Source organism: Janthinobacterium sp. SUN033, assembly GCF_030397595.1.
Classification (GTDB): Bacteria; Pseudomonadota; Gammaproteobacteria; order Burkholderiales; family Burkholderiaceae_D; genus Janthinobacterium; species Janthinobacterium kumbetense.
In genome coordinates this window covers 226,487-250,278 of the sequence record NZ_JAPQNV010000006.1, presented here as the reverse complement: position 1 = coordinate 250,278, position 23,792 = coordinate 226,487, and the positions used below count along the sequence as shown (strand labels likewise).

The window sequence follows — 23,792 nt, the reverse complement described above, 5'->3', positions numbered from 1 at the left end:
CCCGTGCCCTGCACCGGCTTATTCAGCCTGGTCGAAGTCGACCACGACCTTGTCTGTGAGAGGGAAACTCTGGCAGCTGAGGATGAAGCCGCGCGCCACTTCATAGTCTTCCAGCGCGTAGTTGACGTCCATTTCAACCTTGCCGTCGAGGATCTTGCAGCGGCAGGTCGAGCACACGCCGCCCTTGCACGAGTAGCGCATGTCGATACCCTGCCGCAGGCCCGCGTCGAGGATGGACTCCTTGTCCTTGTCCATCGTGAAGGTCGTGTGGTTGCCATCCAGGATGACGGTCACTTCCGTTTCCTGCACGGCGTCCGCAGCCAGCTGGGCGCGCGGCTTGTGGGCGTTTTTAGGGATGCTGGCGGCGAACAGCTCGATCTTGATATTCTGCTTGGGCATGCCGGCTGCCTGCAGGGCGGCGGAGACGCCCAGCATCATGTCTTCCGGGCCGCAGATGAAGGCGTTGTCGTAGTCTTCGATCTTGATCCAGTGCTGCAGGAACTGCTCGCATTTTTCCTGCGTGATGCGGCCGTTGAACAGTTCGATGTCCTGCTGTTCGCGGCTCATCACGTAGACCAGGTTCAAACGCTCCAGGTACACATCCTTCAAGTCCGTCAATTCTTCCTTGAAGATGACGGACGACGAAGCGCGGTTACCGTAGAACAGAGTGAAGCGGCTCAGGGGCTCCGTCAGCAGGGTCGTCTTGATGATGGAGAGGATGGGCGTGATGCCGCTGCCGGCCGCGAACGCCAGGTAGTGCTTGCGATTGACGCAGTCGAGCGGCACGTTAAAGTGGCCCATCGGTGGCATCACCTCGATGGTGGCGCCGGCTTTCAGGGTGTCGTTCGCCCAGGTAGAGAAAGCGCCGCCCGGCGTGCGCTTGATGGCCACGCGCAGGGTGCCATCCTGCACCGCCGAACAGATGGAATACGAGCGGCGCACGTCTTCCGCATTGATATGGGCGCGCAGGGTCAGGTGCTGGCCCTGCTGGAAGCGGAACTGCTGCTGTAATTCGGCCGGCACGTCGAACGTGACGGCGATGGTGTCGCGCGTTTCATTGCGCACGTTGGCCACGCACAGCGGATAAAATTTACTCATGCTTCATCTCCAGTTTCTTCGGAACGTGTGCCTGATTTTTTTAGTGGCACTTGAAGTAGTCAAACGGTTCGCGGCAATCCAGGCATTTGTACAGGGCCTTGCACGGCGTGGAGCCGAACTGGCTGGTCAGCTGCGTATGCGTGGAACCGCAATTCGGGCAAATCACGTCCAGTTTCGGCGTCGCCTGGCGCTTGACGCCACCACGTAAACCGCTGATGTCGATCACCTGCTGCTGCGGCGGGGCGATGCCATAGCCTTTCAGCTTGGCCTTGCCCGTCTCGCTCATCCAGTCCGTCGTCCAGGCGGGTGACAGCTGGTTCACCAGCGTCACCTTGTCCACGCCATGGCTGCGCAAGGCATCCGTGACGGCGTCGGCGATCACCTGCATGGCAGGGCAGCCCGAATACGTGGGCGTGATCGTCACGGTACAGGCGTCGCCGCCGGTGACTTCGACGGCGCGCACGATGCCCAGGTCCACCACCGAAATGACGGGGATTTCCGGGTCTGGCACGTCGCCCAGCCAGGCCCAGACCTGGGCGGCGTCCAGCGCTGCCGCGGCCGTGTTCATTACCACTCCGCCCCAGGATAGGCGCGCTGCAGGAACTGCATCTCGGCCAGAATAAAGCCCAGGTGTTCCGTGTGCGTGCCCTGCTTGCCGCCTTTTTGCATCCAGGCGTCGGGCGCCGGCACGCTCAAAGTCGCTTCCGCGAAGATCTCGGCCACGTGTTCCAGGAACGCCTGGCGCAGGATGTCGGATGGCGGCGCGATGCCGGCGGCGACCATGGCCTGGTCGACGGCGTCGTACTTGAACATCTCGCCCGTGTACATCCACAGCTTGTCGGCGGCGGCCTGCGTTTTCGCGTGGCTGTCCGCCGTGCCGTCGCCGAGGCGCACGACAAGATCGCCGCTGCGGCGCAAGTGGTACGTGACTTCCTTGATCGACTTTTGCGCCACTTCGACGATGCGCGCATCCGTCGATTTCGTCAGTTCCAGCAGCTGGAAATAGTGCCAGCTGTCGAAGAAGAACTGGCGCATCATCGTATCGGCGTAATTGCCGTTCGGCTGTTCGACCAGCAGGCAATTCTTGAAATCGTGGGCGTCGCGCAAAAAGGCGATGTCGTCCTCGTCGCGGCCCGCATTTTCCAGTTCGGCCGCATAGCTGAACCACAAACGCGTCTGGCCCAGCAAGTCCAGCGCCACGTTGGTCAGCGCCATGTCCTCTTCCAGCGCAGGGCCCTTGCCGCACAGCTGCGACAGCTGCTGGCTGAGGATCAGGGCGTTGTCGCCCAGGCGCAGGAGGTAATTGACCTTGTCATCCATTGCAGGCGCTCCCATCACAGATTCTTGACTTCTTCCGGCATCGGGAAGAAGGTGGGATGGCGGTACACCTTGCTGTTCGACGGTTCGAACAGGGCGCCCTTGTCGCCGGGGCTGCTGGCGACGATATCGGCCGCGCGCACCACCCAGATGCTCACGCCTTCATTGCGGCGCGTGTAGACGTCGCGCGCATGGTTGACCGCCATGGTGGCGTCGGAAGCGTGCAGGCTGCCCACATGCTTGTGCGCCAGGCCGTGCTGGCTGCGGATGAAAACTTCCCACAAAGGCCATTCTTTGCTCATGTTGCTATCCCCTTTTATAGATGTTTTCAGGCTGCCGCTTTGCTAGCGGCTTGCTTGTCGGCGTAGGCGACCAAGGCATCGCGGAACCATTCGCCGTCTTCATACGCTTTCACGCGCGTTTGCAGGCGTTCGCGGTTGCACGGGCCATTGCCCTTCAAGACATTGTTGAACTCGGACCAGTCAATCTCGCCGAATTCATAGTGGCCCGTTTCCGCATTGAACTTCAGGTCGGGATCGGGCACGGTCAGGCCCAGGTATTCGATTTGCGGCACGGTCTGGTCGACCATGCGCTGGCGCAATTCGTCGTTCGAGAACAGCTTGATGCGCCATTGCGCCGACTGGGCGCTGTTGATGGAAGCGGCATCGGACGGGCCGAACATCATCAGCGACGGCCACCACCAGCGGTTCAAGGCATCCTGTGCCATGGCTTTCTGCGCGGGCGTACCCTTGCACAGCGACATCATGATGTCGTAGCCCTGGCGCGCATGGAACGATTCTTCCTTGCAGACGCGGATCATGGCGCGCGCATACGGGCCGTACGAGCAGCGGCACAGGGGAATCTGGTTGATGATGGCAGAGCCGTCGACCAGCCAGCCGATGGCGCCCATGTCGGCCCACGACAGGGTCGGATAGTTAAAGATGCTGGAATACTTGGCTTTGCCCGAATGCAAGGCGGCCAGCAAGTCGTCGCGCGACACGCCCAAGGTTTCCGCGGCGCTATACAGGTACAGGCCGTGGCCGGCTTCGTCCTGGATCTTCGCCAGCAGGATGGACTTGCGTTTCAGGGTGGGCGCGCGCGTGACCCAGTTGCCTTCAGGCAATTGGCCGACGATTTCCGAGTGCGCGTGCTGCGAAATCTGGCGGATCAGGGTCTTGCGGTAAGCATCCGGCATCCAGTCCTTGGCCTCGATCTTGATGCCTTCGTCGATGCGCGCCTGGAAAGCGCGCTCTTCTTGACCCATGTCGTCGAGCGAACGAACGTTCTTGAGGCCGGTTTCAACCATTTGTGCGTACATGATCTGTCTCCCATGTCTTTGATTTTGCGCAGCAACGCGGTGCGATGAACAGATAATACGATACAAAAAACGATTTGCATACACTTGATATGAATCATTTTAAAAATTCGTATCTTGTGCAGCTTTTTTGTGCGTATGATATTGCTTATGAGAAAACACTGCGGAGCGCCACCAGCGCTTCCGGCAAATTATTGCCGCGCTACCCGCGCAGCCAAGTAAACTGCTGCTTTTATTGAACCGACCGCAACACGGCCAGACCGGAACCACATGAAGAACACCCGCTGCACGGCATGGATAGCCGATTTCCTGGAAAGCGACCCACCGCGCTCGAAGTCCCTGGTGATGACCATCTTTGGCGACGCCATCGTGCCGCGCGGCGGCGCCATCTGGCTGGGCAGCCTGATCGAACTGCTGGCGCCGTTTGGCGTGAATGACCGTTTATTGCGCACCAGCGTGTTCCGCCTGGCGCAGGAAGGCTGGCTCAGCTCGCAGCGCGACGGCCGCCGCAGCGCCTATACGATACGCCCGGAGGCGCTGGCCCGCTTCGAACGCGCCTATCGCCGCATCTATGCGCCGCTGGTCGTGCACTGGGATGGCAGCTGGACCCTGGTGATCGGGCCGGCCGGCAGCATCGGCGCCGCCGAGCGGGGTGCGCTGCGCAAGGAATTATTGTGGGCCGGCTATGGCTTGATCTCTCCCGGCATCTTTGGCCACCCGGCCAGCAATGCGGAGGCGCTGGAAGATATCCTCGTGCGCAACGAGGTGCAGGGCAAGCTGTACGTCTGCCACACCACGGAATTGCCAGGTGTCAGCACGCGTCCCCTGCGCGACATGGTGGGCGACTGCTGGGACTTGTCGGAAGTGATGGCCGGCTACGAAAAATTCATCGCCAGCTTCCAGCCGCTGCTGACCCTGCTGCAAGAGGCGCCCGAGTTCGATGCCGAGCAAGCGTTCGTCATCCGCTCGCTGCTGACGCACGCCTACCGCCGCGTGCAGTTGCACGACCCGCAACTGCCCGTCGAACTGCTGCCCGAACCGTGGCCCGGCACGCAAGCCTATGCGCTGGCACGCGACCTCTACCGCCTTACCTACGCGGCGGCCGAGGAACATATCCTGGCCACCCTGCGGCGCGAGGATGAGCAGGCGCCGGATGTGGAGCCCTGGTTTTTTGAACGTTTTGGCGGACTGAACACCTGACAAAACGTCCATGGCGGCGTCGCAGGGCCTGGGCGTACGTGCGTACTGCCTGCGGCCCTGCGCCTTGCCCTGGCAATTTTTCAGGCGTTCAGGATTTGCTCACTGCTGCGTTCACTGCTTGGCGACGACCTGCTTGGCCCCTGCCAGCAAATCCTGCCCCAGCTTTTCCAGCGCGTTCGCCTGCACCAGCATGGTGTCGAGGATGGCCACGTTGAAGGTGAATTCGGCCGGCGTCGTATAGCCGGGGAAACGTATGATGCGCAGCAATTCCTGCAAGGTCGTGCCCTTACCCAGGTGCGCCAGCGCATCGCTGAGGGCGCTGATTTTCTTTTCCAGTTCGCGGATGTGTTTGCCGTTGTCGTCCATGATGCTCTCCCTGTGTCGGAGCTTCCACGTTAGCAAAGCATGTCCTGCCTCGTTTGCGCCAGCACAAAGGCCACCGCAAAACAGGTATCATCGCGCCATTGCACACGATGCAAAACCCATACGTTTTTATCAGGAACACTCATGACCATTAAAATCAGCCAGCAATTCGACGCCGGCGCGATCGAGGTGCTGCGCGCCGACGATGCCCAATCCATCGAGCTGAACATCCGCAAGGATTCCCACGCCGACATCACGCAGTGGTTTTACTTCCGCCTGCAAGGCGCGCAAGGCGAGGCGTGCACGATCCGCTTCATGAATGCCGGCAAGTCGGCCTACCCGGACGGCTGGAAAGACTACCAGGCCGTGGCCAGCTACGACCGCGAAACCTGGTTCCGCGTGCCGACCAGCTTTGACGGCACGGTGATGACCATCGAACACACGCCGGAAGAAGAAAGCGTGTACTACGCCTACTTCGAACCGTATCCATGGGACCGCCACCTGGCCCTGATCGACAGCGCGCAAGCGTCGCCGCTGGTGCGCCTGGTCGACCTGGGCAGCACCGTGGAAGGCCGCGACATGAATCTGCTGGTGGTCGGCGACGCCGATGCCGAGAAAAAAGTCTGGGTCATCGCGCGCCAGCATCCGGGCGAGACGATGGCCGAATGGTTTGTCGAAGGCATGCTCGAAGCACTGCTGGACCAGGCCAATCCGTTTGCCCGCCAGTGCCTGCAAGACGCCGTCTTCTACGTGGTACCGAACATGAATCCGGACGGTTCCGTGCATGGCAACCTGCGCACCAACGCGGCCGGCGCCAACCTGAACCGCGAATGGATGACGCCGACCATGGAGCGCAGCCCGGAAGTGTTTCTGGTGAAACAGAAAATGCATGAAATCGGCTGCGACCTGTTCCTCGACGTGCATGGCGACGAAGGCTTGCCTTACGTCTTCGTGGCCGGCAGCGATGCGCTGGAAAATTTCACGCCAGCACAGAAGGCCGAGCAAGACCGCTTCATCGCCGACTTCAAGGTGGCCAGCCCCGACTTCCAGGATGAGCACGGCTACGAAGACGGCCCGTTCACGCCGGAAGTACTGACCATGGGTTCGCCCCACATCACCCACGCCTTCGGCTGCCTGTCGCTGACCCTGGAATTGCCGTTCAAGGACAATGCCAACGATCCCGACCCGCAAACAGGATGGAGCGGCGCCCGCAGCGCCGCCCTGGGCGCGGCCGTGCTGCAGCCTGTCCTGTCCACCTTGCGCGCCTGAGCCGCGCATGAAACTGGCCCGCCACGCATGACGTGACGGGCTTGGCCGGCGCTTACTCTGCCGCCGGCTGTTTTCCGCTCCCCGTCTTGCGCAGCGCAGCATCGCTAATCGTTGCCACGCCAGCCATTGCTGCCTATACTGGGCGCAGCATTGCCTGTCTCCCCCTTGCCGACAACCATCCCGCATATGACCATCAAAGACCAGCCACGCGCTGAGGCGCGATTTTCACCGACCCGATTTGCACACGTGTGCATATTCTTGTTTCTTGGCTTGCACGGCATGCCAGGCACGGCAGCCGAACTCAGCCCTGCCGCGCAGCTGGGGCGGCGCATCTTCCACGATGCCAGCCTGTCCGCCTCAGGCAGGCAGTCGTGCGCCAGTTGCCATGACCCGGCCCACGCCTATGCGCCCGGCAACAAGCTGGCCGTGCAACTGGGCGGCGCCGATGGCCAGGCGCACGGCTACCGCGCCACACCATCGCTGCGCTACCTGGAACACACGCCGCCCTTCCGCTTTGATGAAGAAGGCGCACCCAACGGCGGCATCAACCGCGACGGCCGCGCCGCCAGCCTGGCAGAACAGGCGGAACGGCCGTTCCTGGCAGCGCACGAAATGGCCAATGCCAGCACGGATGCGGTGGTGGAACGGTTGCGCAACGGCAACTATGCGGACGCATTCCGGCGCGTCTTTGGCGACGCCATCTTTGCGCAACCACAACAGGCATTCAGCCGCATCACGTATGCTTTGCAGCAATTCCAGCAGGAAGAGCCGGATTTTCACCGCTACGATTCCAAATATGACCTCTACCTGGCCAACAAGGTTCCGCTGGAACTCGCCGAATTGCGGGGCCTGGCCCTGTTCAACGATGAACGCAAGGGCAATTGCGCCGCTTGCCACCCCAGCGTGCGGGGCGAACATGGCGCGCCGCCCCTGTTTACGGACTTCAGTTTCGACAATCTGGGCGTGCCGCGCAATATGCGCATTCCCGCCACGGCCGACCCGGCCTATTTCGACCTGGGCTTGTGCGGTCCCGACCGTACGGAGCTGGCGGCGAAAGGCGAGCTATGCGGCGCCTTCAAGGTACCCAGCCTGCGCAATGTGGCCACGCGCCAAGTGTTTTTTCATAACGGCGTGTTCGACAACCTGACGGAGGCCCTGCGTTTTTATGTGCGGCGCGATACGCATCCGCAAGAATGGTATCCGCGCGACAAGCGGGGAAAAGTGCAGAAATTCAATGACATACCCGCCAGATACCGCGCCAACGTGAACGTCAAGGAAGCGCCGTTCGACCGCAAGCGCGGCATGGCGCCGGCGCTGACGGCGGGCGAGATCGAGGATATGGTGAAGTTCCTGGCCACCCTGACGGATGGCTATCAAGTCCAGCAGTAAAGCGTGGCGCGCCCGCCCGGCGTTGTCGCGCTTGCCATGCAGGCGCTCAGCCGCCCGCCACCACCATGCTCTCGATGAGGATGGAACCCGTCTGTTTGGTGCCGCGGCGCAGTTCGTCGGCGCCCACGGCAACGATGTTGCGCAGCATGTCCTTCATGTTGCCGGCGATGGTGATTTCTTCCACCGGATACTGGATCACGCCATTTTCCACCCAGAAACCGGATGCGCCGCGCGAATAGTCGCCCGTCACGTAATTGGTTCCTTGTCCCATCAGCTCCGTCACCAGCAAGCCCGTGCCCAGCTTTTTCAGCATGGCACTAAAATCGTCGCTGGCGGCCGTCAGGTTCGAGGTCAGATACAGATTGTGCGAACCGCCCGCGTTGCCCGTCGTCTGCATGCCCAGCTTGCGGGCCGTGTAGGTCGACAGGAAATAGCCTTGCACCACGCCATCCTTGACGACGTCGCGGCTGACGGTTTTCACGCCCTCTTCGTCGAACGGCGCCGAACCGACGCCGCCGATCACGTGCGGGTCTTCGAAGATCTGCACGTGCGACGGCAGCACTTGCGTGCCCAGGGAGTCGTTCAGGAAAGTGGACTTGCGGTACAGGGCGCCGCCCGAGGTCGCTTGCACATAGGTACCCAGCAAACCGGCCGCCAGCGGCGCCTCGAACAGCACGGGACAAGTGCGCGTGCCCAGCTTGCGCGCGTTCAGGCGCGACAGGGCGCGCTCGGCGGCGTAGCGGCCGATGGCTTCCGGGCTCGACATTTTGGAGGCGTCGCGCACGGACGAATACCAATCGTCGCGCTGCATCTTCGCCCCTTTGCCGGCGATGGGCGCCACGGACAGGGTGTGGCGCGAGAACGGGTAGCCGCCGATGAAGCCGCGCGAATTGGCGGAAACAAAGTGCGATTGCTGCACGTGCACGCTGGCCCCCTCGCTATTCGTGATGCGCGGGTCGACGGCAAACGCGGCCGCTTCGGCCCGCTGGGCCAGGGCGACGGCTTCCTCGGTGGAAATGAGCCAGGGATAGAACAATTGCAAGTCGCGGGGCGACATTTCCAGCATGTCCGTGTCAGCCAGGCCGGCGCAATCGTCCTCGGCGGTGAAGCGGGCGATGTTGTAGGCCGCGTCCACCGTGGCGCGCAGGGCGGAGGGCGAGAAATCGGAGGTGCTGGCATTGCCGCGCTTCTTGCCGACAAACACGGTCACGCCCATGCCCTTGTCCTTGTTTTGCTCGATCGTCTCGATCTTGCCTTTTCGTACAGAAACGGACAAGCCGCCGCCTTCGCTGACTTCGACGGCTGCGTCGGTGCCGCCCGCTTCCCGCGCAAAAGACAACACATCACGGGCTAGTTGCTGCAATTGCTCTTGACTATGGGTAAATACGGAGTCGTTCATGCGCTGTTTTCTTCGGAAAGCCGCTAAAAAGGTTATCATAGCAGTCGTTTACAGTTTACAGGTGCGGCCTACGCGGCCAATCCCGCCTTATCATGCCAAATCCAAACCGGGGAGCTTGCGGCTTCCAATCCACCGAATTCGAACAGGAATATGAACGTCCTTCGAAGTCGGAACTCAAGCGCCAGATGACCGTCCTGCAAAAGCTGGGCGAAGAACTCGTCAATGAGGCCCGCGACCGCGTCAAGCGCGTCCCGATGCCGGAAGACGTGCGCGACGCCATTCTCGAATGCCAGCAAATCAAGGATCACGAAGGCCGCCGCCGCCAGCTGCAATACGTGGGCAAGAAGATGCGCACCCTGGATGAAGACGAAGTTGCCGCCATCCAACGCACCATCGATAGCTGGAAAGGCTTGTCGAAAGCCGACACGGCCAATATGCACGCGATGGAACGCCGCCGCGACAAACTCTTGACGGACGACAAGGCCCTGACCGTCTTGCTGTCGGAAAATCCGGAACTGGACGTGCAGCACCTGCGCACCCTGATCCGCAATGCCCGCAAGGAGCAAGCCGAGAACAAGCCGCCGAAGGCCTACCGTGAAATCTTCCAGATCTTGAAAGAGATCGCCAAGAAGCAAAATGGCGGCAAGAAAGATGCTGACGAAGATGACGCAGAAGCGGAAGACGACGAGTAATTGACCGTCCCAAACGCAAGGATGGACAAAAAACCGGGATAATCCCGGTTTTATTGTTTTTAAGACACTCCAAACTTTTATAGGTGACCGATGTCCACCACTCTCGAAGACGAATTGATTATCGGCCTCGTGTCGATCTCGGACCGCGCCAGCGGCGGCGTGTATGAAGACCTGGGCATCCCCGCCCTGGAAAGCTGGCTGTCCGCCGCCATCCGCACGCCGTTCCGCCTGGAAAAACGCCTGATCCCGGACGAGCGCTCGCAAATTGAAAACACCCTGATCGACATGGTCGACCTGAGCCACTGCCATCTGATCCTGACGACGGGCGGCACGGGTCCGGCACGGCGCGACGTGACGCCGGACGCCACCTTGTCCGTCGGGACCAAGGAAATGCCCGGTTTCGGCGAACAGATGCGCCAAATCAGCCTGCAATTCGTGCCGACGGCCATCTTGTCGCGCCAGGTGGCCGTGATCCGCGAGACGCCCGAGCGCGCCGCCCTGATCATGAACTTGCCGGGCCAGCCGAAAGCCATCAAGGAAACCCTGGAAGGCTTGAAGGATGTTGATGGAAATCAATTGGTGAACGGCATCTTTGCCGCCGTGCCCTATTGCATCGACCTCATCGGAGGCCCCTACATGGAAACCGACTCGGCCATCTGCAAGGCCTTCCGTCCCAAATCGGCGCTGCGTCCGGCGCAACCACTACCAGAGGAAAATACATGAGCACTTTGCTGGAAACCATCGAACTCGACAGCGCACCGAACCCCACCGTCTCCATCATCTGGATGCATGGCCTGGGCGCCGACGGCAACGACTTCGTTCCCCTGGTGAAAGAACTCGACCTGCGCGGCTGCCCCGCCATCCGCTTCATCTTCCCCAGCGCCGGCACCATGCCCGTCACCATCAACAACGGCTATGTGATGCGCGCCTGGTACGACATCCTCGTGAGCGACCTCGTGCGCCGCGAAGACGAGGGCGGCTTGCGCGCCTCGCAGCTGCAGATCGAAGCGCTGATCGCGCGCGAAAAGGCGCGCGGCATTCCCGCCAGCCGCATCATCCTGGCCGGCTTCTCGCAAGGCTGCGCCATGACCCTGCAAACGGGCTTGCGCCACGCGGAACCGCTGGCCGGCCTGATGTGCCTGTCCGGCTATCTGCCGCTGGCCGACAAGACGGCTCTGGAACGCACGCCGGCCAGCCTGCAGACGCCGATCTTCATGGCGCACGGCACGGCCGACCCCGTGGTGCAGATCGGCCGCGCGCAACAGTCGCGCGACTTGCTCACCGGCATGGGTTACAAGGTGGAATGGCACGAGTACATGATGCAGCACTCGCTGTGCCAGGAAGAAATCGACGCCATCGGCGCATGGCTGAAGAAAGTATTGGCTTAAAGTAAAACAGGCGCGGTCTGCGCCGCGCCTGTTGTCTTGCGGAACGCCGGGAACGATCAGTTTACCGGCGTTTTTTCATTCCAGATTTTCAACATATCGGGCGACGCTTCCGAGCGGATGCCGTTATCCGTCAGCACCGATTCCGTCGCTGCCAGCATGTCCTTGCGGGGCACGACGACCATTTCCGCATCGCGCTGCTGGAAGCGGAACGTCAGCAATTCATCCGTCTGGTCGCGCAGCAAGGCCACCAGGTGCGCCAGGCTGCGCACGCGCACGCCATTGACGGAATCGACGACCGAGAAGAAACGGGTGCTGTAGCCATTCATCAGCTTGTGCGGGAAGAACGGCGCGGCGATCACCACCAGTTCCTCGCGCTCGCTGTCGGGCGCATCGCCGCGCCGCGTAGCCAGCGGATTGCCGGCAAACGCCATGCCGCCCAATATCGTTGGGTTGCCATTCGGCGCCGCCATGAATTCCGTGCTGGCGCGCGAAAACACCATCGGACCGAAGATGAAATAGGATGGGTAATTGCCCTGCAAGCCGCTGATGAGCATCGGGTGCGCCGCCGAGACGGGCACCTTGATTTTCAGGGGCGCGCCCTGGCGCACCACCGTCAACGGCAACTGGCCGTCTTTCGCCAGCTGCTGTACCCGGTACTGGAAGCGCACGCGGCTGTTGGCATTCAGCTTGACCATGCCCTGGTTGTCGATGGGAAAATCGCCGATATGCGTGATGACATCCCACTCCTTGAGCGGATAGGCGGCATCCTTGCTGGCCGGCGTCATCACGACGGCGCCTTCGACACCCTTGGCCAGCTTCAGATACGTGCGCAGCGCGGGATTTTCCAGCGTTTGCGTCACGTCGCGTATGGCCGGCTTGCCCTTGGGCGCGCCACTGTCCTGGTCGCGCAGGAACAGTTCGATTTCCTCGTTGGGGATGATGTAGCCGATGTTTTGCGCATTGGCCATGCCGGCAAAGGCCAGGCCGATCATCTTGTCGCCGGCGATCACGGGGCCGCCGCTATTGCCCGGATTGATGGCCGCATCAATCTGGATGCGCAGGCCGGACACGGGGAAGTTGTAGCGCACGAATTCGATGCGCGAAACGATGCCCTTGGTGATCGACAGCGAGGTACCGCCCGTCGGATAGCCATACGCCAGCACGGCATCGCGCACGTCCGGCAAGACATTGGCGCGCGGCACCGCTTTGTGGCTGGCGAAAAAACTGTCGTCATCGATTTTCAGCAAGGCCAGGTCCATGCCGCGCGAGATGGCCAGCACGGTCGCCGGTATCTTGTCGCCGGCGCCATTCGCCTGGATCTGCACCTGGCTGGCATAGCCGACCACGTGCGCATTGGTGAGGATGCGGCGCCCTTCGATGACGACGCCGGAACCCGTCACCTCTTGCGGCGCAGCCTTGCTCCAGGGCTTGTACGGATCCGGTCCGCGCAGGGTGGAAAACACCTTGACGACGGAGTTTTCCAGGGCGGAAGCGCCGGGGCTGGCGGTCGCAGCGGTCTCGGCGGCAAGCGCGCGCACCGTCATCAAGGGGCAAAAAGAAAGGGCCAGCGCCAGGAAGGCGCGGCCCATCAGGGTGAAGCACGGACGAGTTTTCATTGAGCTTGTTGGCAATGGAAGGGAAGTAAAATTATATATTGAATAATTTCAACTTCATTACACTTTGTCCATCTTTGCCCGAAAAACACCTGTCATCAGGCGGGCATGGGCGGCACACCCAAGGCCGGCACCGCCGTCTGCGCGCCATTCATCACCATGGCCAGGAAGGTGTAGTAGCCATTGATACCCATCAAGTCGACCACGCCGTGCTCGCCGAACAGCGCCAGCGCCCGCGCATACGTGGCATCGCTGACGCGCTTGTTCTGCTGCAACTCGATGCAAAAGTCGTGCACGGCTTGCTCGTCTTCTTTCAGGGCCAGCGGTGCGCGCCGCGCCGCAATGGCGTCCACGGCCGCTTGCGCGATGCCGTTCTGCACGGCCAGCGGCGCGTGGATGGCCCACTCGACTTGCTGGTCCCACTGGCGCGCCGTCACCAGGATCGCCAGTTCCGACAGCCGCGTGCCGATGGCGCTGCGGTAGCGCAAATATTCTCCCATGCGCTGCGCCGTTTCCATCAGCTCGGGGCTGCGGATCAGCGGCACGAAGGGGCCGTACAGCGCCCCGCGCGGACCGTCGATGATGGCTTGCGCGGCCGCGCGCTGCTGGACATCGAGCTGGTCCAGCGGCAACGGCGGCAAACGGTCGATATCGCTACCGGCCATCAGGCTGTCCAGGCGACCACGTCCTGCTGCTGTTCACCGAGGCCGGCGATACCCAGGCGCATGCTGTCGCCTTTTTTGAGGAAACGCTGCGGCTTGCGGCCCTGGCCCACACCCGGCGGCGTGCCCGTGGCGATGACGTCGCCCGGTTCCAGGGTCATGAATTGCGACAGGTAGCTGACGATCTGCGCCACCGTGAAGATCATGGTTTGCGTATTGCCGGTCTGCATGCGCTTGCCGTTGACTTCCAGGTACAGGTCCAGGTCCTGCTCGTCGATGACTTCATCGCGCGTCACCAGCCATGGGCCGACGGGGCCGAAGGTGTCGCAACCCTTGCCCTTGTCCCACTGGCCGCCCCGTTCCAGCTGGAACGAGCGCTCGGAAATGTCGTTGACGACGCAATAGCCGGCCACGTATTTCAAGGCGTCCTCTTCGCTCACGTATTGCGCGCGCGTGCCGATGATCACGCCCAGCTCCACTTCCCAGTCCGTCTTTTTCGAGCCTTTCGGCAGCACGACATTGTCGTCCGGACCATTCAGGCAAGTAATGGCCTTCATGAAGACGATGGGTTCGGCCGGGATCGGCATGCCGGCCTCGGCCGCGTGATCCGCGTAATTGAGGCCGATGCCGATGAACTTGCCGACTTTCGCCAGCGGCACGCCGAAGCGTGGATTGCCGCGCACCAAAGGCAAGGTCTTTTCGTCCAGCTTGGCCAGCTTGCGCAGGGCCTTGTCGGACAGTTGCGCGCCATCAATATCGGCGATCACGCCGGACAGGTCGCGCAGTTTGCCTTCTTCATCGATCAGGCCCGGTTTTTCCTTGCCTGGACGTCCATAACGAACGAGTTTCATAGTCTTCCTTGGAGTTGATCATTGCCGCTGTGCAGGCTGCCATTTTACCGGATGGCCCGGCACGCCTGCAGCGGTGAATGAAAAACATCGCAAGTCCCGGCAATTGCAAGGCCGCCAGCACGCCAAACGCCGCCTGGTACGCCTGCGGCGGATACTGCTGTTGGCTGTTCAGGGGCCAGCAGCCGAGGATCAGGCCAAAGCCCGCCTGCACCAGGAAGGCGCCCGTGAAAATGAGCAAATTCAAACAGGTGGCCGCCCTGCCCGTCAAGCTGGCCGGCATGCTTTGCGCAACGATCGCATACTCGAGGCCCGTCACCGTGCCCAGCAGGGTAAACAGCACGGACAGCAAAGGCAGGCTGGGCACCACATTGCACGCCATCGCCACTTGCACGGCGACAAACAGGACGATGCCCACGCCCGCCACTTGCATGGGTGCAATACCGCGCCGCCCCGCCCACTCCGTCAGCATGCCCATGCCGATGGCGCCGAAGATGACGGCCGCCATGCCCAGGTACAACAAATACGCGACATTGTCGTCGGACAAGCCGCCCACGTCGGCCAGCCAGCGCCCCACCCACAAGCCTTGCACGCCAAAGAATACCGTGTGCGGCAGCAGGATCAGCGCGATGGTGCGGCGAAAGGCCCTGTCGCGATACACGCTCCAGACGCTGACCTTGTTCCTCGCAGCGGCGGGCGCAGGCAGGGCCGGCGACAGCAGGCGGATCAGCAAGCCGATGGCCAGCGCCGCCAGCGCCAGGCCCAGGAACATGCCGCGCCAATCCGTGTAGTGCAGGGCCAGCTTGACGGGCATGGTGGCCGTGGCCGCCCCCAGGCCGCCCACGGCGATCAGGTAGCCATGCACGGAAGGCAGGCGAGCTGGCGCGATGGCGCACGAAATCGCTTTCACGGCAGCCATGAAACAGCCGCCCAGGCCCGCCCCCATCAAGGCGCGCGCCCACATCAGCCCGGCAAAGCTGTGGCCCCGGCTGAACAGCCACACGCCCAGGGCCGCCAGCGCCAGCAGCCACAGTTGCACCGTGCGGGGGCCGTAGCGGTCGAGCGCCATGCCGACCGGCAATTGCACCAGCGCAAAAGCGAGAAAAAAGGCGCTGGTCAGCAGACCCAGCTGGGTCGGCGTCAGGGCAATGGCGCCCAGCAATTCGGCCGTCAGCACGGCATTCACGCCGCGCAGCAGGCAGGACAGGTAATGCCCGAGCGCAAACGGCAGGAACACCAGGCAAAACACGGCCGCGCCGGAGCGGGCAGGCGCGCCGTGGCCGTGCATGCTCAGGCGGCCTGTGCCAGGCGGATGATTTTATGCGGCACCTGCGGCACCGGGTCATCCGTTTCAAAGAAAAACTTGTCCTGGCCAAAGGCCGGCTTCAAATCGTCCATCCACGTCGCTTCCGCATCAAACTTGGCATAAAACGGCCGGCGCACCCAGTCCGGGTTGCGCGCCTGCAAAAATTGCAGGGCAAACAGTTTTTCGCCATGGATGGTGACGATGCCATCGATGACGATCTTGCCGGGAAACGCACTCATGGAAGGCCCGCGCACCGTGCGCGACAGGCCGGACACCATCTGGTAGGCGGCCTGGAAAATCTCGTGCGCCTTCGCCATGGGCAACTCGAAATAGCTGCGCGGCCCCGTGTCCCGTTCGACAAACATGTAATACGGAATCGCCCCCAGGCGCGTACCCGTCTGCCACAGCTCGGCCCAGCTAGCGGGATCTTCGTTGATGTGTCGGATCAGCGGCCCCTGCATGCGCAAGGTGGCGCCCGTGGAAATGATGCGCTTCACCGCTTGCTGGGCGATGTCCTGGCGCAACTCGACGGCATGGCTGTAATGGCCCATCACGGCCAGGTTCTTGCCCGCCTTGACGATGCGCTCGAACAGGCGCATCAAGTCGTCCGCATCGCGGTCCGAGACGAAGCGCTGCGGCCAATACGCCACCGCCTTGGTGCCGATGCGGATGTTCTGGATATGTTCCAGGCCCGGCGCCAGCAGCGGCTCCAGGTAGGCAGCCAGTTGCCGCGTATTCATGATCATCGGGTCGCCGCCCGTGATCAGCACGTCCGTCACTTCCGGATGCAGTTTCAGGTAAGCGACCAGCTCATGCGACTCGTGCGCATCGAACTTCATGTCGTCCATGCCGACAAACTGGGGCCAACGGAAACAGAAGGTGCAATACGCGTGGCACGTCTGTCCTGCACTGGGGAAAAACAGCACCGTTTGCGCATATTTATGCTGCAAGCCGCGCACGGGTGCATCGTTGACCCGGGGCACGTTGTGCGTCATCTGGCCGGCCGGATGGGGATTCATGCCCAGGCGCAAGCCATGCACATAGGCATCGATAGCGGCCTTGTCCCGTTGCACCAGCACCAGCTCGCGCAGGTGTGCGTACTGCTCGGGCGCCAGCATGTCGCGGTGGGGAAAGACGAGGCGATAGATGGGGTCGTCAGGGATGTTGTTCCAGTCGATCAACTGATCGAGCACATAGGCATTGGTGCGAAACGGCAAGACGCGCGACACCACTTGCACGGCTTCGCGCTGCTCTTCCGGCAACCATTCCCACTGCCGCGCCTGTTGTATGGTGTGCCGCGTATACGGCTTGAACTTGGGTGAAAACGGCTCGGTAATGGGTGCGGACACGATCGGCTCCTTGCCAGTAAACAGCGATAACTTCCTTGAAACCAGCCCTATCCCGGCCAATTCCAGCCTCTTCCTCTGCCATGCCTTGCCCGCTTGGCATGCTGTGAAAGTCATCATAGTTCTTGCCGTTCGGAACCAAATTGTTACATATCAACAAGCCGTCGATACGTTGCAAGCTACCGACAAGCAACACCTTAGTTTGTGCCATCGCAATTTGCGGGAAGCGCCGGCGACGTAAATTACGACTTGGCAACATATCCCTCGATATCACAAGGAGCTTTCATGAAACGCTTATTCACGGGTAGCCTGCTGTGCCTGGCATTTGCCGGTGGCAACGTCAGCGCCGCGGTCGAACCAACGGAAAAAGACGCCATCGCCATGGCCGAACGGGGTGCCGCCTTCATGAAGGCGCATGGCAAGGAAGAAATGATGAAGAAAATCACGGCGAAAGACCCGGACTTCGTGCAGGGCTCGCTGTATGTGGACATGCGCGACATCAAGACGGGCATCGTGCTGGCCCACCCCATCAATCCTTCCATCGTCGGCAAGGATTTGACGGATGTGCCCGATGCGAATGGCAAGAAATATCGCCGTGAAATCATTGAGCTGGCGCAAAAACAGGGCAAGGGCTGGGTCGACTATCAGTACAAGAATCCCACCACCGGCAAGATCGAACCGAAGACCACCTACATCCTGCGCGTCAACGATGTGGTGCTGGAAGCGGGGATCTACAAAAAATAGGGCAAGGACGGCGCGCACGCACACCGCGCGCCGCCTGCGGTTTGAACGGCCATCGCCAGGAGTCGAGCATGCTCAATCAATTACGCATAGGGCCAAAATTATTGCTGGCGCCCACCCTGGTCTTGCTGCTGCTGATATTCAGCTCGACCGGCGCCTGGTATGGCATGGTGCGGCAAAATGCCTCGCTGGAAAACATGGTGCGGGTGCGCATCACGCACCTGAAGGCAGCCGCCGACGTACTGGGGGACGCCAAGCATGTGCACGGCAATATGTACCAGTTGCTGTCGTGGACGAATGGCAGCTTCGCCAAGGCCCGTCTCGATACACTGGAGCAACAGATCAAGGCGCGCCACGCGGCCATCGGCACCCAGCTGGCCTCGCTGCGTGCCACGGCCACGGGCGCCGAACTCACCCTGGTCGATGCGGCCATCACGGCACTGGCCGGCTATCGCAAGGCCGTGCTGGAAACCATGGAAATGGCGCAGATGGACCAGTCGATCGCCACCAATTCCATGCTCAAGGCGGAAACGCAATTCGGCCAGTTCAATACGCAGCTGGCGCAACTGTCCGCGCTGGAAACGACGCTCAGCAGCCAGGCCCATGCGACGGCCAGCGCCGAGTTTCGCACCCTGTGCTGGAGCTTGCTGCTGACCGTCCTGCTCTCCATCCTCGTCTCCATCGTGGTGACCATGCTGGTGCGGCGCGCCATGCTGGTGGAAATCCGCGGCATTGCCGACGCCGTGCAAGACTTGGCGGCGGGCAAGCTGATGGCCGGCGCGCCCAAGCAGGGCAATGATGAAATCGCCGCCACCTCGCGCGTGCTGGACCAGACCATCGCCCACCTGAACCAGACCTTGCGCACCATCATGGGCGCCGTGCAATCGATCGACACGGCCTCGCACGAAATTGCCACCGGCAACCTGGATTTGTCGGCGCGCACGGAAATGCAAGCCAGTTCGCTGGAAGAAACATCGAGCGCCATGGAAGCGCTGACGCAAGCCGTCAATGACAACGCCGACAACGCCCAGCTGGCCTGCGAGCTGGCGGGGCAGGCATCCACCCTGGCCGTGCAAGGGGGCGTGTCGATGCAGCAAGCCGTGACGACGATGGCGACGATACGCGCCAATTCGCGCCAGATCGTGGATATTATCGGCGTGATCGACGGCATTTCCTTCCAGACCAATATCCTCGCGCTGAATGCGGCGGTGGAAGCGGCGCGCGCGGGAGAACAGGGCCGCGGCTTTGCCGTGGTGGCGTCCGAAGTGCGCACCCTGGCGCAGCGCTCGGCACAGGCGGCCAAGGAAATCAAGACCTTGATCGCCACCTCCGTCACCACCATCGACGGCGGCAGCGTGGCGGTGCAGCAAGCGGGCGACAGCATGGGCGCCATCGTGGCCTCGGTGCAGCAAGTCAACGAGATCATCCAGCGCGTGAAACAGGCCAGCGCCGAGCAGGCGTCGGGCATCACGGAAGTGAACCAGGCCGTCACGCAAATGGATGACGTCACCCAGCAAAATGCGGCCCTGGTGGAGCAGGCGGCCGCGGCGGCGGCCAGTTTGCAGGACCAGGCCGTCAAATTGTCGGCGGCCGTGGCCGTGTTCACCCTGGACGAGCGCCCCGCCGCGCCGGCTGGCCACACCGAAGACGAGGCATTCCAGCATCCGGCCAGCTCCGCCAACGGAGAAGGCAAGGACCGGCGCGCGCTGCACAGCCCGCTACGCGGCATGCCCGGCCGGCATGGCGCCAACGATGCATCGCGGCGCCGGCGCAGCTAGACGGCTGGCGCCCGCAGCGGTTTACTCAGATAGGGCGAGCCGGCCAGCACGAAGCGCCACGGCGTGTCCATCGCCTTGGAAATGCCGATGCGCGGCCCCGTTTGCACCGTGACATCACTCTCGCGGGCCAGCAACAGGAACGGCGGCGCGTCCAGTGCCAGCCGGTTGTGCAGATGACTCACGCCCAGCGCCTGGCACACCTTGCCCGGTCCCGAGCACAGCAGCCGCGCCCCCTCGACGCCGCGCCGTTCGCGCATCGCATCGAGTCCCTCCACGGGTTCGATCGCGCGGATCAGCACGCCCGCGCCATGCCCCGCTTCGCGGCACACAAAGTTCAGGCACCAGTGGATGCCGTACGAGCGGTAGACATAGGCGTGCCCGGGCGGGCCGAACATGGCCGCGTTGCGCGGCGTCATGCCCCCATACGTGTGCGAGGCAGGGTCCAGCCGGTCATACGCTTCCGTTTCCACGATGCGCCCGCCCACGCCGTCGACCAGCACGGTCACGCCGATCAGCTGGCGCGCCACGCTGCTGGAATCGTCCGCGAAATCGATACCCGCAAGGATTTTTTTCATCCGGCAATTGTACCGCCGCGCATCCCGCCGCACGCCTGGCCCCGCCTTGAAAACAAATAAAACTTGGTTTTTTCATCATGGATACCAGGATGGGCAAGGTCGTGAAATGACGAAAATCACGGCCGGACCAGGCCAAAACGGGGATTTTTTCCAGAATATATTGCAGATATGAACTATTGCTATGCATAAACAGCGATAATCGTCGGGCACTGCGCCAGACGCCCCTGAGGCGGGCAGCGGCAGCGCGCGACAGAATAAGCACCGGGCACAAAAATGATGATGAAAGCGTGATGATGAGAGCGGCAGCGCAAAAGCAGATAGAGCAGGAAGATCCGGTTGACGCCTTGATGCGTTCCATCCGTATCCCGCCGCGTCCCAGCCTGCTGGTCGACTTGCAGCGCGAACTGGCGGAACAGGACCCGTCGCCGCGCCGCATCGCGCGCATCATCGCCGACGACGTCGGCATGTCGGGCGCCCTGCTGAAATTGGCCAATTCGCCGTTCTATGGCGCCGCGCGCAAGGCCAAGTCCGTCGAGCAAGGCATCAATTTTCTCGGCATCAACCAGTGCAGCGCCATGATGACGGGCTTGCTGGCACGCCAGGCGCTGGAAGCGGAAGGCGTGGAACTGACCAACTTCTGGGATGTGTCGGCCAAGCGCGCGCGCGCCCTGGTATTTACCTCACGCAAGCTGCGCATCGCCCCGCCCGACATCGCCCACACCTTCGGCCTGTTCTGCGATATCGGCGTGCCCCTGCTGATGAACCGCTTTCCCGACTACGTCAACACGTACGCGGCGGCCGCCAACGATGCGCACAATTGTTTTACAGCACTGGAAGACGCGCGCCACCAGACCAACCACGCGGCCATCGGCTGCTTGCTCGCGCGCAACTGGGGCTTGTCTTCCGACGTCTCGTGGGCGATTTTGCACCACCACGACTACACGGTGCTGGCCGATCCGTCCACGGACGACGCCATCCGCTCGCTCGTCGCCCTGTCGCTGCTGGCCGAAAAGGGCATTCAGCGCTACCATGGCAACAGTACCTCGCTGGAGTGGGACAAGGGCGGCGAACTTGCTTGCCAGCATCTCGGCCTGTCGCAGGAAGAAGCCGCCGACCTGCTCGACGAATTGCACGAGATGTTCGATACCGACCATTGAGGTATCAGGCGGCCGCGTCCGCCTGTATGATCCGTCCCGGCGCCTGGCACAAGCCCTGGCGCCTGTTTCCGTTTGCCTGACCCGTCTTTCTTAACCTGTTGATCGCCATGCCCAAAAATAAGCGCCCTGTCCCCCGTAAATCCGCCAACACGCCTGAAGACAAGGATGAATCCGTCACGCGCATGCTGTGCACGATGGCCCTCAACCTGGCGGAGCAGGAAGACAGCGAATCGCAGGGCACGGTACTGGCCGAGCAAGCCGTCGAATTCGGCCGCCTGATCCGCAAGGCCTTGAATCAAAAGAAGGATGAAATCCTGTACGACGCCATCGAGCGGGCGAAATACGAGGACGTGGGCGCCTATCAGTACCTGCGCAGCCATATCGAGGAAGCGGCGTCCATTTCCGTGATCCGCCGCGAGAATGCCCCGGCCATGGAAATCAACGCCTTCGTCGTCCCCCTGCTGGTGCAAAGCACGGGCGGCCTGAAGGAAGCGGACAGCTTCCAGGACCAGGACGCGTTCGAAGCGCTGGTGAAAAGTTTCCAACAGGCAGAACTGGAAAGCGCCAAGGCCAAGGTAGTCCTGATGAGCCACGCCTACGACCTCGATGAAATCGACCGCATCACCTACAGCCACCTGCACGAAATGGTGCGCGATGCGTACTCGTCGATGACGGACAAGAAGATCGTCGCCACGCCGGGTCTGGAAAGCAGCATCGTCGGCTGGAGCGAAACGGCCTTCGGTCCGCAGGACACGGCCGTCGAACTGCGCTTCCTGCTGGGCTTTGCCCTCAAGCGCGTGGACGACCCGTTCTATGCGGAACCGAAGGATGAAGCGGCGCTCGACGCCTGGTTCGACGCGCGCATGGCCCGCTACCAGCAATGGACGACGGAAGTGGGCGATCTGGTGAAACGCTGCCTGGCGCCGGCCGGCAACACCCTGGAAGTGAGCTTCCTCTACCAGGATCTGTTCCACGGCGGCAAGGAACAAGGCATGAGCGAGTATGCGATGCTGCAGATGATGTCCGGCATCAACCATGCATTGGCGGAAAACAACGTGGACGCGGGCGACGTCTCGGTGGTCGTCGGCCCGGCCGATGAGCACGGCGAAATGCTGCTGCGCGTCAACGTCAGCACGGCAGACGGCCAGTTGCTGCACAGCGCCGACAAGCCGCTGGACCTGGCCGCCGACCTGCAGGACGAAGTCGACGACATCTGCGACGCGCTGGCCACCATCGGCGTCAGCAACTTGTCAGTGGCGCTGAAATTCGATGCCAAGGGACAGCCGCTGGAAGCGCTGGCGTACACACGCAGTTAGAACAGATTTTCTTCATACAAAGTAAACTCCGATTTGGAGATTCATAGTGATCAACCTGCGACATAATGCTACAGGTTGATCATCCAGCATATGAACTTCCATCTCACTTCTGAGCTTCACTCATCGCCACAAACAATATTAGCAGGCATTCTTGATATGCGCGCTAATCTCTGGCTTTCATTGCCCGCAATTTTTGTTCCGCCATTTCTGGGTGCGCTACCAAATCAAAATATTCGTCGTTTTTCATGAAATCTATAAGCCACGGTGAAAATAACATACCAGCGCATAGCAAAAAACCAATATCAACAATCCAATGCCCAATGACTGATTGGGTTATATTCCAATTCAACAACAAGTTCGAAAAAGAATTATCCCCTGCCACTAAATTTACCAATAATAGCAATGTGCATGAAAAAGATAATTGTGACAGCATCGCTCCGTCACTATTACTCTTTCGTTTCTCTTCCTTCCTTGCCTCAATCCTTCCAATCCAAAAGCTATCTTTCCCCTTAAGAGCTTCCTTTTCCGCATCATGCAAACTGACGTAACCATAACTTAGTTTTTCACGGTAATCTCTATACGATCCAGTGTGGGAAAATATTTTATTCCAAACATTTGAGTAGCGAACCAGATTCATTAACCATTCCAGAATATGTTGGAATACTGGTGAAATAGCGCCCATAAAAAATACATAGCAACCCAAAAAAATGATATAAGAACCCGTGGTAATTAATTTACTCTCAGCGGCATCACTGGATAAATGCAAATCAAAATTAATAATTCCAATATTAAAAAAAATCACCAAAGCATTATCAATTGACAACACAACTGAGACAACTAGCAAAGCCCATCGATATTGCACCACCCGATCTAACATTGTTATAGCTTGTTCGGCTCGCCGACTGGAAGTCGATTCATTTTCCGACATAAAATATTCCTCGCACCAAATAATTTAATGTAAATTCAATACAATCTCATGCCCCATAAAAAAGCACAAGGGCACCAGACATATAATAAAAA

The 23,792-nt window shown here is 61.0% G+C and carries 24 protein-coding genes; 10 read left to right on the top strand and 14 right to left on the bottom strand.

Annotation, left to right across the window (positions count from 1 at the left end):
* Positions 1-18 precede the first annotated feature (18 nt).
* The 5 genes from paaE to paaA are packed head-to-tail and all read right to left on the bottom strand — an operon-like array spanning position 19 to position 3,733.
* Positions 19-1,098 (bottom strand): 1,2-phenylacetyl-CoA epoxidase subunit PaaE, encoded by a 1,080-nt coding sequence (gene paaE / locus OX460_RS24515; RefSeq protein WP_289900224.1) that lies wholly within the window; start codon positions 1,096-1,098, stop codon positions 19-21.
* Positions 1,099-1,138: 40 nt separating this feature from the next.
* Entirely contained in the window at positions 1,139-1,666 is a 528-nt protein-coding gene (gene paaD / locus OX460_RS24510; protein ID WP_289900223.1) for a 1,2-phenylacetyl-CoA epoxidase subunit PaaD, read from the bottom strand.
* Positions 1,666-2,418: a 1,2-phenylacetyl-CoA epoxidase subunit PaaC gene (gene paaC / locus OX460_RS24505; RefSeq protein WP_251350330.1), complete on the bottom strand. Its 753-nt coding sequence runs from the start codon at positions 2,416-2,418 to the stop codon at positions 1,666-1,668. The genes paaD and paaC overlap by 1 nt, the downstream gene beginning before the upstream one ends.
* Positions 2,419-2,432: 14 nt before the next feature.
* Complete coding sequence (paaB, locus tag OX460_RS24500; RefSeq protein WP_034746356.1) at positions 2,433-2,717, bottom strand: 1,2-phenylacetyl-CoA epoxidase subunit PaaB; 285 nt, start codon at positions 2,715-2,717, stop codon at positions 2,433-2,435.
* A gap of 26 nt (positions 2,718-2,743) precedes the next feature.
* Positions 2,744-3,733: a 1,2-phenylacetyl-CoA epoxidase subunit PaaA gene (paaA, locus tag OX460_RS24495; RefSeq protein WP_289900222.1), complete on the bottom strand. Its 990-nt coding sequence runs from the start codon at positions 3,731-3,733 to the stop codon at positions 2,744-2,746.
* 267 nt (positions 3,734-4,000) lie between these two features.
* On the opposite strand from paaA, the gene paaX reads away from it, so the two are divergent.
* Positions 4,001-4,930, top strand: a complete 930-nt coding sequence (gene paaX, locus OX460_RS24490; RefSeq protein ID WP_289900221.1) for a phenylacetic acid degradation operon negative regulatory protein PaaX — start codon at positions 4,001-4,003, stop codon at positions 4,928-4,930.
* 111 nt (positions 4,931-5,041) lie between these two features.
* Here paaX and OX460_RS24485 read toward each other — a convergent pair whose 3' ends face one another.
* The gene (locus OX460_RS24485; RefSeq protein WP_077408596.1) at positions 5,042-5,296 is read right to left on the bottom strand and encodes a hypothetical protein; all 255 of its coding nucleotides are present in this window, start codon (positions 5,294-5,296) and stop codon (positions 5,042-5,044) included.
* Between the two features lie 141 nt (positions 5,297-5,437).
* Here OX460_RS24485 and OX460_RS24480 point away from each other — a divergent pair, with 141 nt between their 5' ends.
* The gene (locus OX460_RS24480; protein ID WP_289900220.1) at positions 5,438-6,562 is read left to right on the top strand and encodes a M14-type cytosolic carboxypeptidase; all 1,125 of its coding nucleotides are present in this window, start codon (positions 5,438-5,440) and stop codon (positions 6,560-6,562) included.
* A 279-nt stretch (positions 6,563-6,841) separates the two neighbouring features.
* Positions 6,842-7,951 carry a cytochrome c peroxidase gene (locus OX460_RS24475; RefSeq protein ID WP_289900219.1) on the top strand — a complete coding sequence of 370 codons (1,110 nt, stop codon included), beginning with the start codon at positions 6,842-6,844 and terminating at the stop codon, positions 7,949-7,951.
* A gap of 46 nt (positions 7,952-7,997) precedes the next feature.
* Here the strand turns inward: OX460_RS24475 and pmbA are convergent, their stop codons facing one another.
* Positions 7,998-9,350, bottom strand: a complete 1,353-nt coding sequence (gene pmbA / locus OX460_RS24470) for a metalloprotease PmbA (protein ID WP_099666435.1) — start codon at positions 9,348-9,350, stop codon at positions 7,998-8,000.
* A 92-nt stretch (positions 9,351-9,442) separates the two neighbouring features.
* Here pmbA and yjgA point away from each other — a divergent pair, with 92 nt between their 5' ends.
* From yjgA to OX460_RS24455, 3 genes are all read left to right on the top strand, one after another.
* Entirely contained in the window at positions 9,443-10,042 is a 600-nt protein-coding gene (yjgA, locus tag OX460_RS24465) for a ribosome biogenesis factor YjgA (RefSeq protein ID WP_099666434.1), read from the top strand.
* 90 nt (positions 10,043-10,132) lie between these two features.
* Entirely contained in the window at positions 10,133-10,765 is a 633-nt protein-coding gene (gene mog, locus OX460_RS24460; RefSeq protein WP_289900218.1) for a molybdopterin adenylyltransferase, read from the top strand.
* Positions 10,762-11,430 (top strand): alpha/beta hydrolase, encoded by a 669-nt coding sequence (locus OX460_RS24455; protein WP_251350193.1) that lies wholly within the window; start codon positions 10,762-10,764, stop codon positions 11,428-11,430. The genes mog and OX460_RS24455 overlap by 4 nt, the downstream gene beginning before the upstream one ends.
* Positions 11,431-11,486: 56 nt before the next feature.
* Here OX460_RS24455 and OX460_RS24450 read toward each other — a convergent pair whose 3' ends face one another.
* The 5 genes from OX460_RS24450 to OX460_RS24430 form a co-directional block, all read right to left on the bottom strand.
* Entirely contained in the window at positions 11,487-13,046 is a 1,560-nt protein-coding gene (locus OX460_RS24450) for a S1C family serine protease (RefSeq protein WP_289900217.1), read from the bottom strand.
* A gap of 95 nt (positions 13,047-13,141) precedes the next feature.
* Positions 13,142-13,708 carry a carboxymuconolactone decarboxylase family protein gene (locus OX460_RS24445; protein WP_289900216.1) on the bottom strand — a complete coding sequence of 189 codons (567 nt, stop codon included), beginning with the start codon at positions 13,706-13,708 and terminating at the stop codon, positions 13,142-13,144.
* Positions 13,708-14,556, bottom strand: a complete 849-nt coding sequence (locus OX460_RS24440) for a fumarylacetoacetate hydrolase family protein (RefSeq protein WP_099666429.1) — start codon at positions 14,554-14,556, stop codon at positions 13,708-13,710. The genes OX460_RS24445 and OX460_RS24440 overlap by 1 nt, the downstream gene beginning before the upstream one ends.
* Positions 14,501-15,841: an MFS transporter gene (locus tag OX460_RS24435; RefSeq protein ID WP_289900215.1), complete on the bottom strand. Its 1,341-nt coding sequence runs from the start codon at positions 15,839-15,841 to the stop codon at positions 14,501-14,503. Before OX460_RS24435 ends, OX460_RS24440 begins: the two co-directional genes overlap by 56 nt.
* A gap of 2 nt (positions 15,842-15,843) precedes the next feature.
* Positions 15,844-17,208, bottom strand: coding sequence for a lysine 2,3-aminomutase (locus OX460_RS24430; RefSeq protein WP_289900214.1), 1,365 nt, complete (start codon positions 17,206-17,208; stop codon positions 15,844-15,846).
* Between the two features lie 282 nt (positions 17,209-17,490).
* Here OX460_RS24430 and OX460_RS24425 point away from each other — a divergent pair, with 282 nt between their 5' ends.
* Together OX460_RS24425 and OX460_RS24420 are read left to right on the top strand one after the other, a co-directional pair.
* Positions 17,491-17,949, top strand: a complete 459-nt coding sequence (locus OX460_RS24425) for a cache domain-containing protein (RefSeq protein WP_099666427.1) — start codon at positions 17,491-17,493, stop codon at positions 17,947-17,949.
* 68 nt (positions 17,950-18,017) lie between these two features.
* Complete coding sequence (locus OX460_RS24420; protein WP_289900213.1) at positions 18,018-19,724, top strand: methyl-accepting chemotaxis protein; 1,707 nt, start codon at positions 18,018-18,020, stop codon at positions 19,722-19,724.
* On the opposite strand, the gene OX460_RS24415 is transcribed toward OX460_RS24420, so the two are convergent.
* The gene (locus OX460_RS24415; RefSeq protein WP_289900212.1) at positions 19,721-20,299 is read right to left on the bottom strand and encodes a DNA-3-methyladenine glycosylase; all 579 of its coding nucleotides are present in this window, start codon (positions 20,297-20,299) and stop codon (positions 19,721-19,723) included. The genes OX460_RS24420 and OX460_RS24415 overlap by 4 nt on opposite strands.
* Positions 20,300-20,589: 290 nt before the next feature.
* Here OX460_RS24415 and OX460_RS24410 point away from each other — a divergent pair, with 290 nt between their 5' ends.
* Both OX460_RS24410 and OX460_RS24405 read left to right on the top strand, forming a co-directional pair.
* A complete protein-coding gene (locus OX460_RS24410; protein WP_099666424.1) occupies positions 20,590-21,456 on the top strand; it encodes an HDOD domain-containing protein in 867 nt (288 codons plus the stop codon).
* Between the two features lie 107 nt (positions 21,457-21,563).
* Positions 21,564-22,772 (top strand): hypothetical protein, encoded by a 1,209-nt coding sequence (locus OX460_RS24405; protein ID WP_289900211.1) that lies wholly within the window; start codon positions 21,564-21,566, stop codon positions 22,770-22,772.
* A 163-nt stretch (positions 22,773-22,935) separates the two neighbouring features.
* Here the strand turns inward: OX460_RS24405 and OX460_RS24400 are convergent, their stop codons facing one another.
* Positions 22,936-23,700, bottom strand: coding sequence for a hypothetical protein (locus OX460_RS24400; RefSeq protein ID WP_289900210.1), 765 nt, complete (start codon positions 23,698-23,700; stop codon positions 22,936-22,938).
* Positions 23,701-23,792 lie beyond the last annotated feature (92 nt).

Excerpts from the sequence above, each read along its gene's own strand:
- paaE (WP_289900224.1), bottom strand. The coding sequence starts at position 1,098 with ATGAGTAAATTTTATCCGCTGTGCGTGGCCAACGTGCGCAATGAAACG.
- paaD (WP_289900223.1), bottom strand. The coding sequence starts at position 1,666 with ATGAACACGGCCGCGGCAGCGCTGGACGCCGCCCAGGTCTGGGCCTGG.
- paaC (WP_251350330.1), bottom strand. The coding sequence starts at position 2,418 with ATGGATGACAAGGTCAATTACCTCCTGCGCCTGGGCGACAACGCCCTG.
- paaB (WP_034746356.1), bottom strand. The coding sequence starts at position 2,717 with ATGAGCAAAGAATGGCCTTTGTGGGAAGTTTTCATCCGCAGCCAGCAC.
- paaA (WP_289900222.1), bottom strand. The coding sequence starts at position 3,733 with ATGTACGCACAAATGGTTGAAACCGGCCTCAAGAACGTTCGTTCGCTC.
- paaX (WP_289900221.1), top strand. The coding sequence starts at position 4,001 with ATGAAGAACACCCGCTGCACGGCATGGATAGCCGATTTCCTGGAAAGC.
- OX460_RS24485 (WP_077408596.1), bottom strand. The coding sequence starts at position 5,296 with ATGGACGACAACGGCAAACACATCCGCGAACTGGAAAAGAAAATCAGC.
- OX460_RS24480 (WP_289900220.1), top strand. The coding sequence starts at position 5,438 with ATGACCATTAAAATCAGCCAGCAATTCGACGCCGGCGCGATCGAGGTG.
- OX460_RS24475 (WP_289900219.1), top strand. The coding sequence starts at position 6,842 with ATGCCAGGCACGGCAGCCGAACTCAGCCCTGCCGCGCAGCTGGGGCGG.
- pmbA (WP_099666435.1), bottom strand. The coding sequence starts at position 9,350 with ATGAACGACTCCGTATTTACCCATAGTCAAGAGCAATTGCAGCAACTA.
- yjgA (WP_099666434.1), top strand. The coding sequence starts at position 9,443 with ATGCCAAATCCAAACCGGGGAGCTTGCGGCTTCCAATCCACCGAATTC.
- mog (WP_289900218.1), top strand. The coding sequence starts at position 10,133 with ATGTCCACCACTCTCGAAGACGAATTGATTATCGGCCTCGTGTCGATC.
- OX460_RS24455 (WP_251350193.1), top strand. The coding sequence starts at position 10,762 with ATGAGCACTTTGCTGGAAACCATCGAACTCGACAGCGCACCGAACCCC.
- OX460_RS24450 (WP_289900217.1), bottom strand. The coding sequence starts at position 13,046 with ATGAAAACTCGTCCGTGCTTCACCCTGATGGGCCGCGCCTTCCTGGCG.
- OX460_RS24445 (WP_289900216.1), bottom strand. The coding sequence starts at position 13,708 with ATGGCCGGTAGCGATATCGACCGTTTGCCGCCGTTGCCGCTGGACCAG.
- OX460_RS24440 (WP_099666429.1), bottom strand. The coding sequence starts at position 14,556 with ATGAAACTCGTTCGTTATGGACGTCCAGGCAAGGAAAAACCGGGCCTG.
- OX460_RS24435 (WP_289900215.1), bottom strand. The coding sequence starts at position 15,841 with ATGCACGGCCACGGCGCGCCTGCCCGCTCCGGCGCGGCCGTGTTTTGC.
- OX460_RS24425 (WP_099666427.1), top strand. The coding sequence starts at position 17,491 with ATGAAACGCTTATTCACGGGTAGCCTGCTGTGCCTGGCATTTGCCGGT.
- OX460_RS24420 (WP_289900213.1), top strand. The coding sequence starts at position 18,018 with ATGCTCAATCAATTACGCATAGGGCCAAAATTATTGCTGGCGCCCACC.
- OX460_RS24415 (WP_289900212.1), bottom strand. The coding sequence starts at position 20,299 with ATGAAAAAAATCCTTGCGGGTATCGATTTCGCGGACGATTCCAGCAGC.
- OX460_RS24410 (WP_099666424.1), top strand. The coding sequence starts at position 20,590 with ATGATGAGAGCGGCAGCGCAAAAGCAGATAGAGCAGGAAGATCCGGTT.
- OX460_RS24405 (WP_289900211.1), top strand. The coding sequence starts at position 21,564 with ATGCCCAAAAATAAGCGCCCTGTCCCCCGTAAATCCGCCAACACGCCT.
- OX460_RS24400 (WP_289900210.1), bottom strand. The coding sequence starts at position 23,700 with ATGTCGGAAAATGAATCGACTTCCAGTCGGCGAGCCGAACAAGCTATA.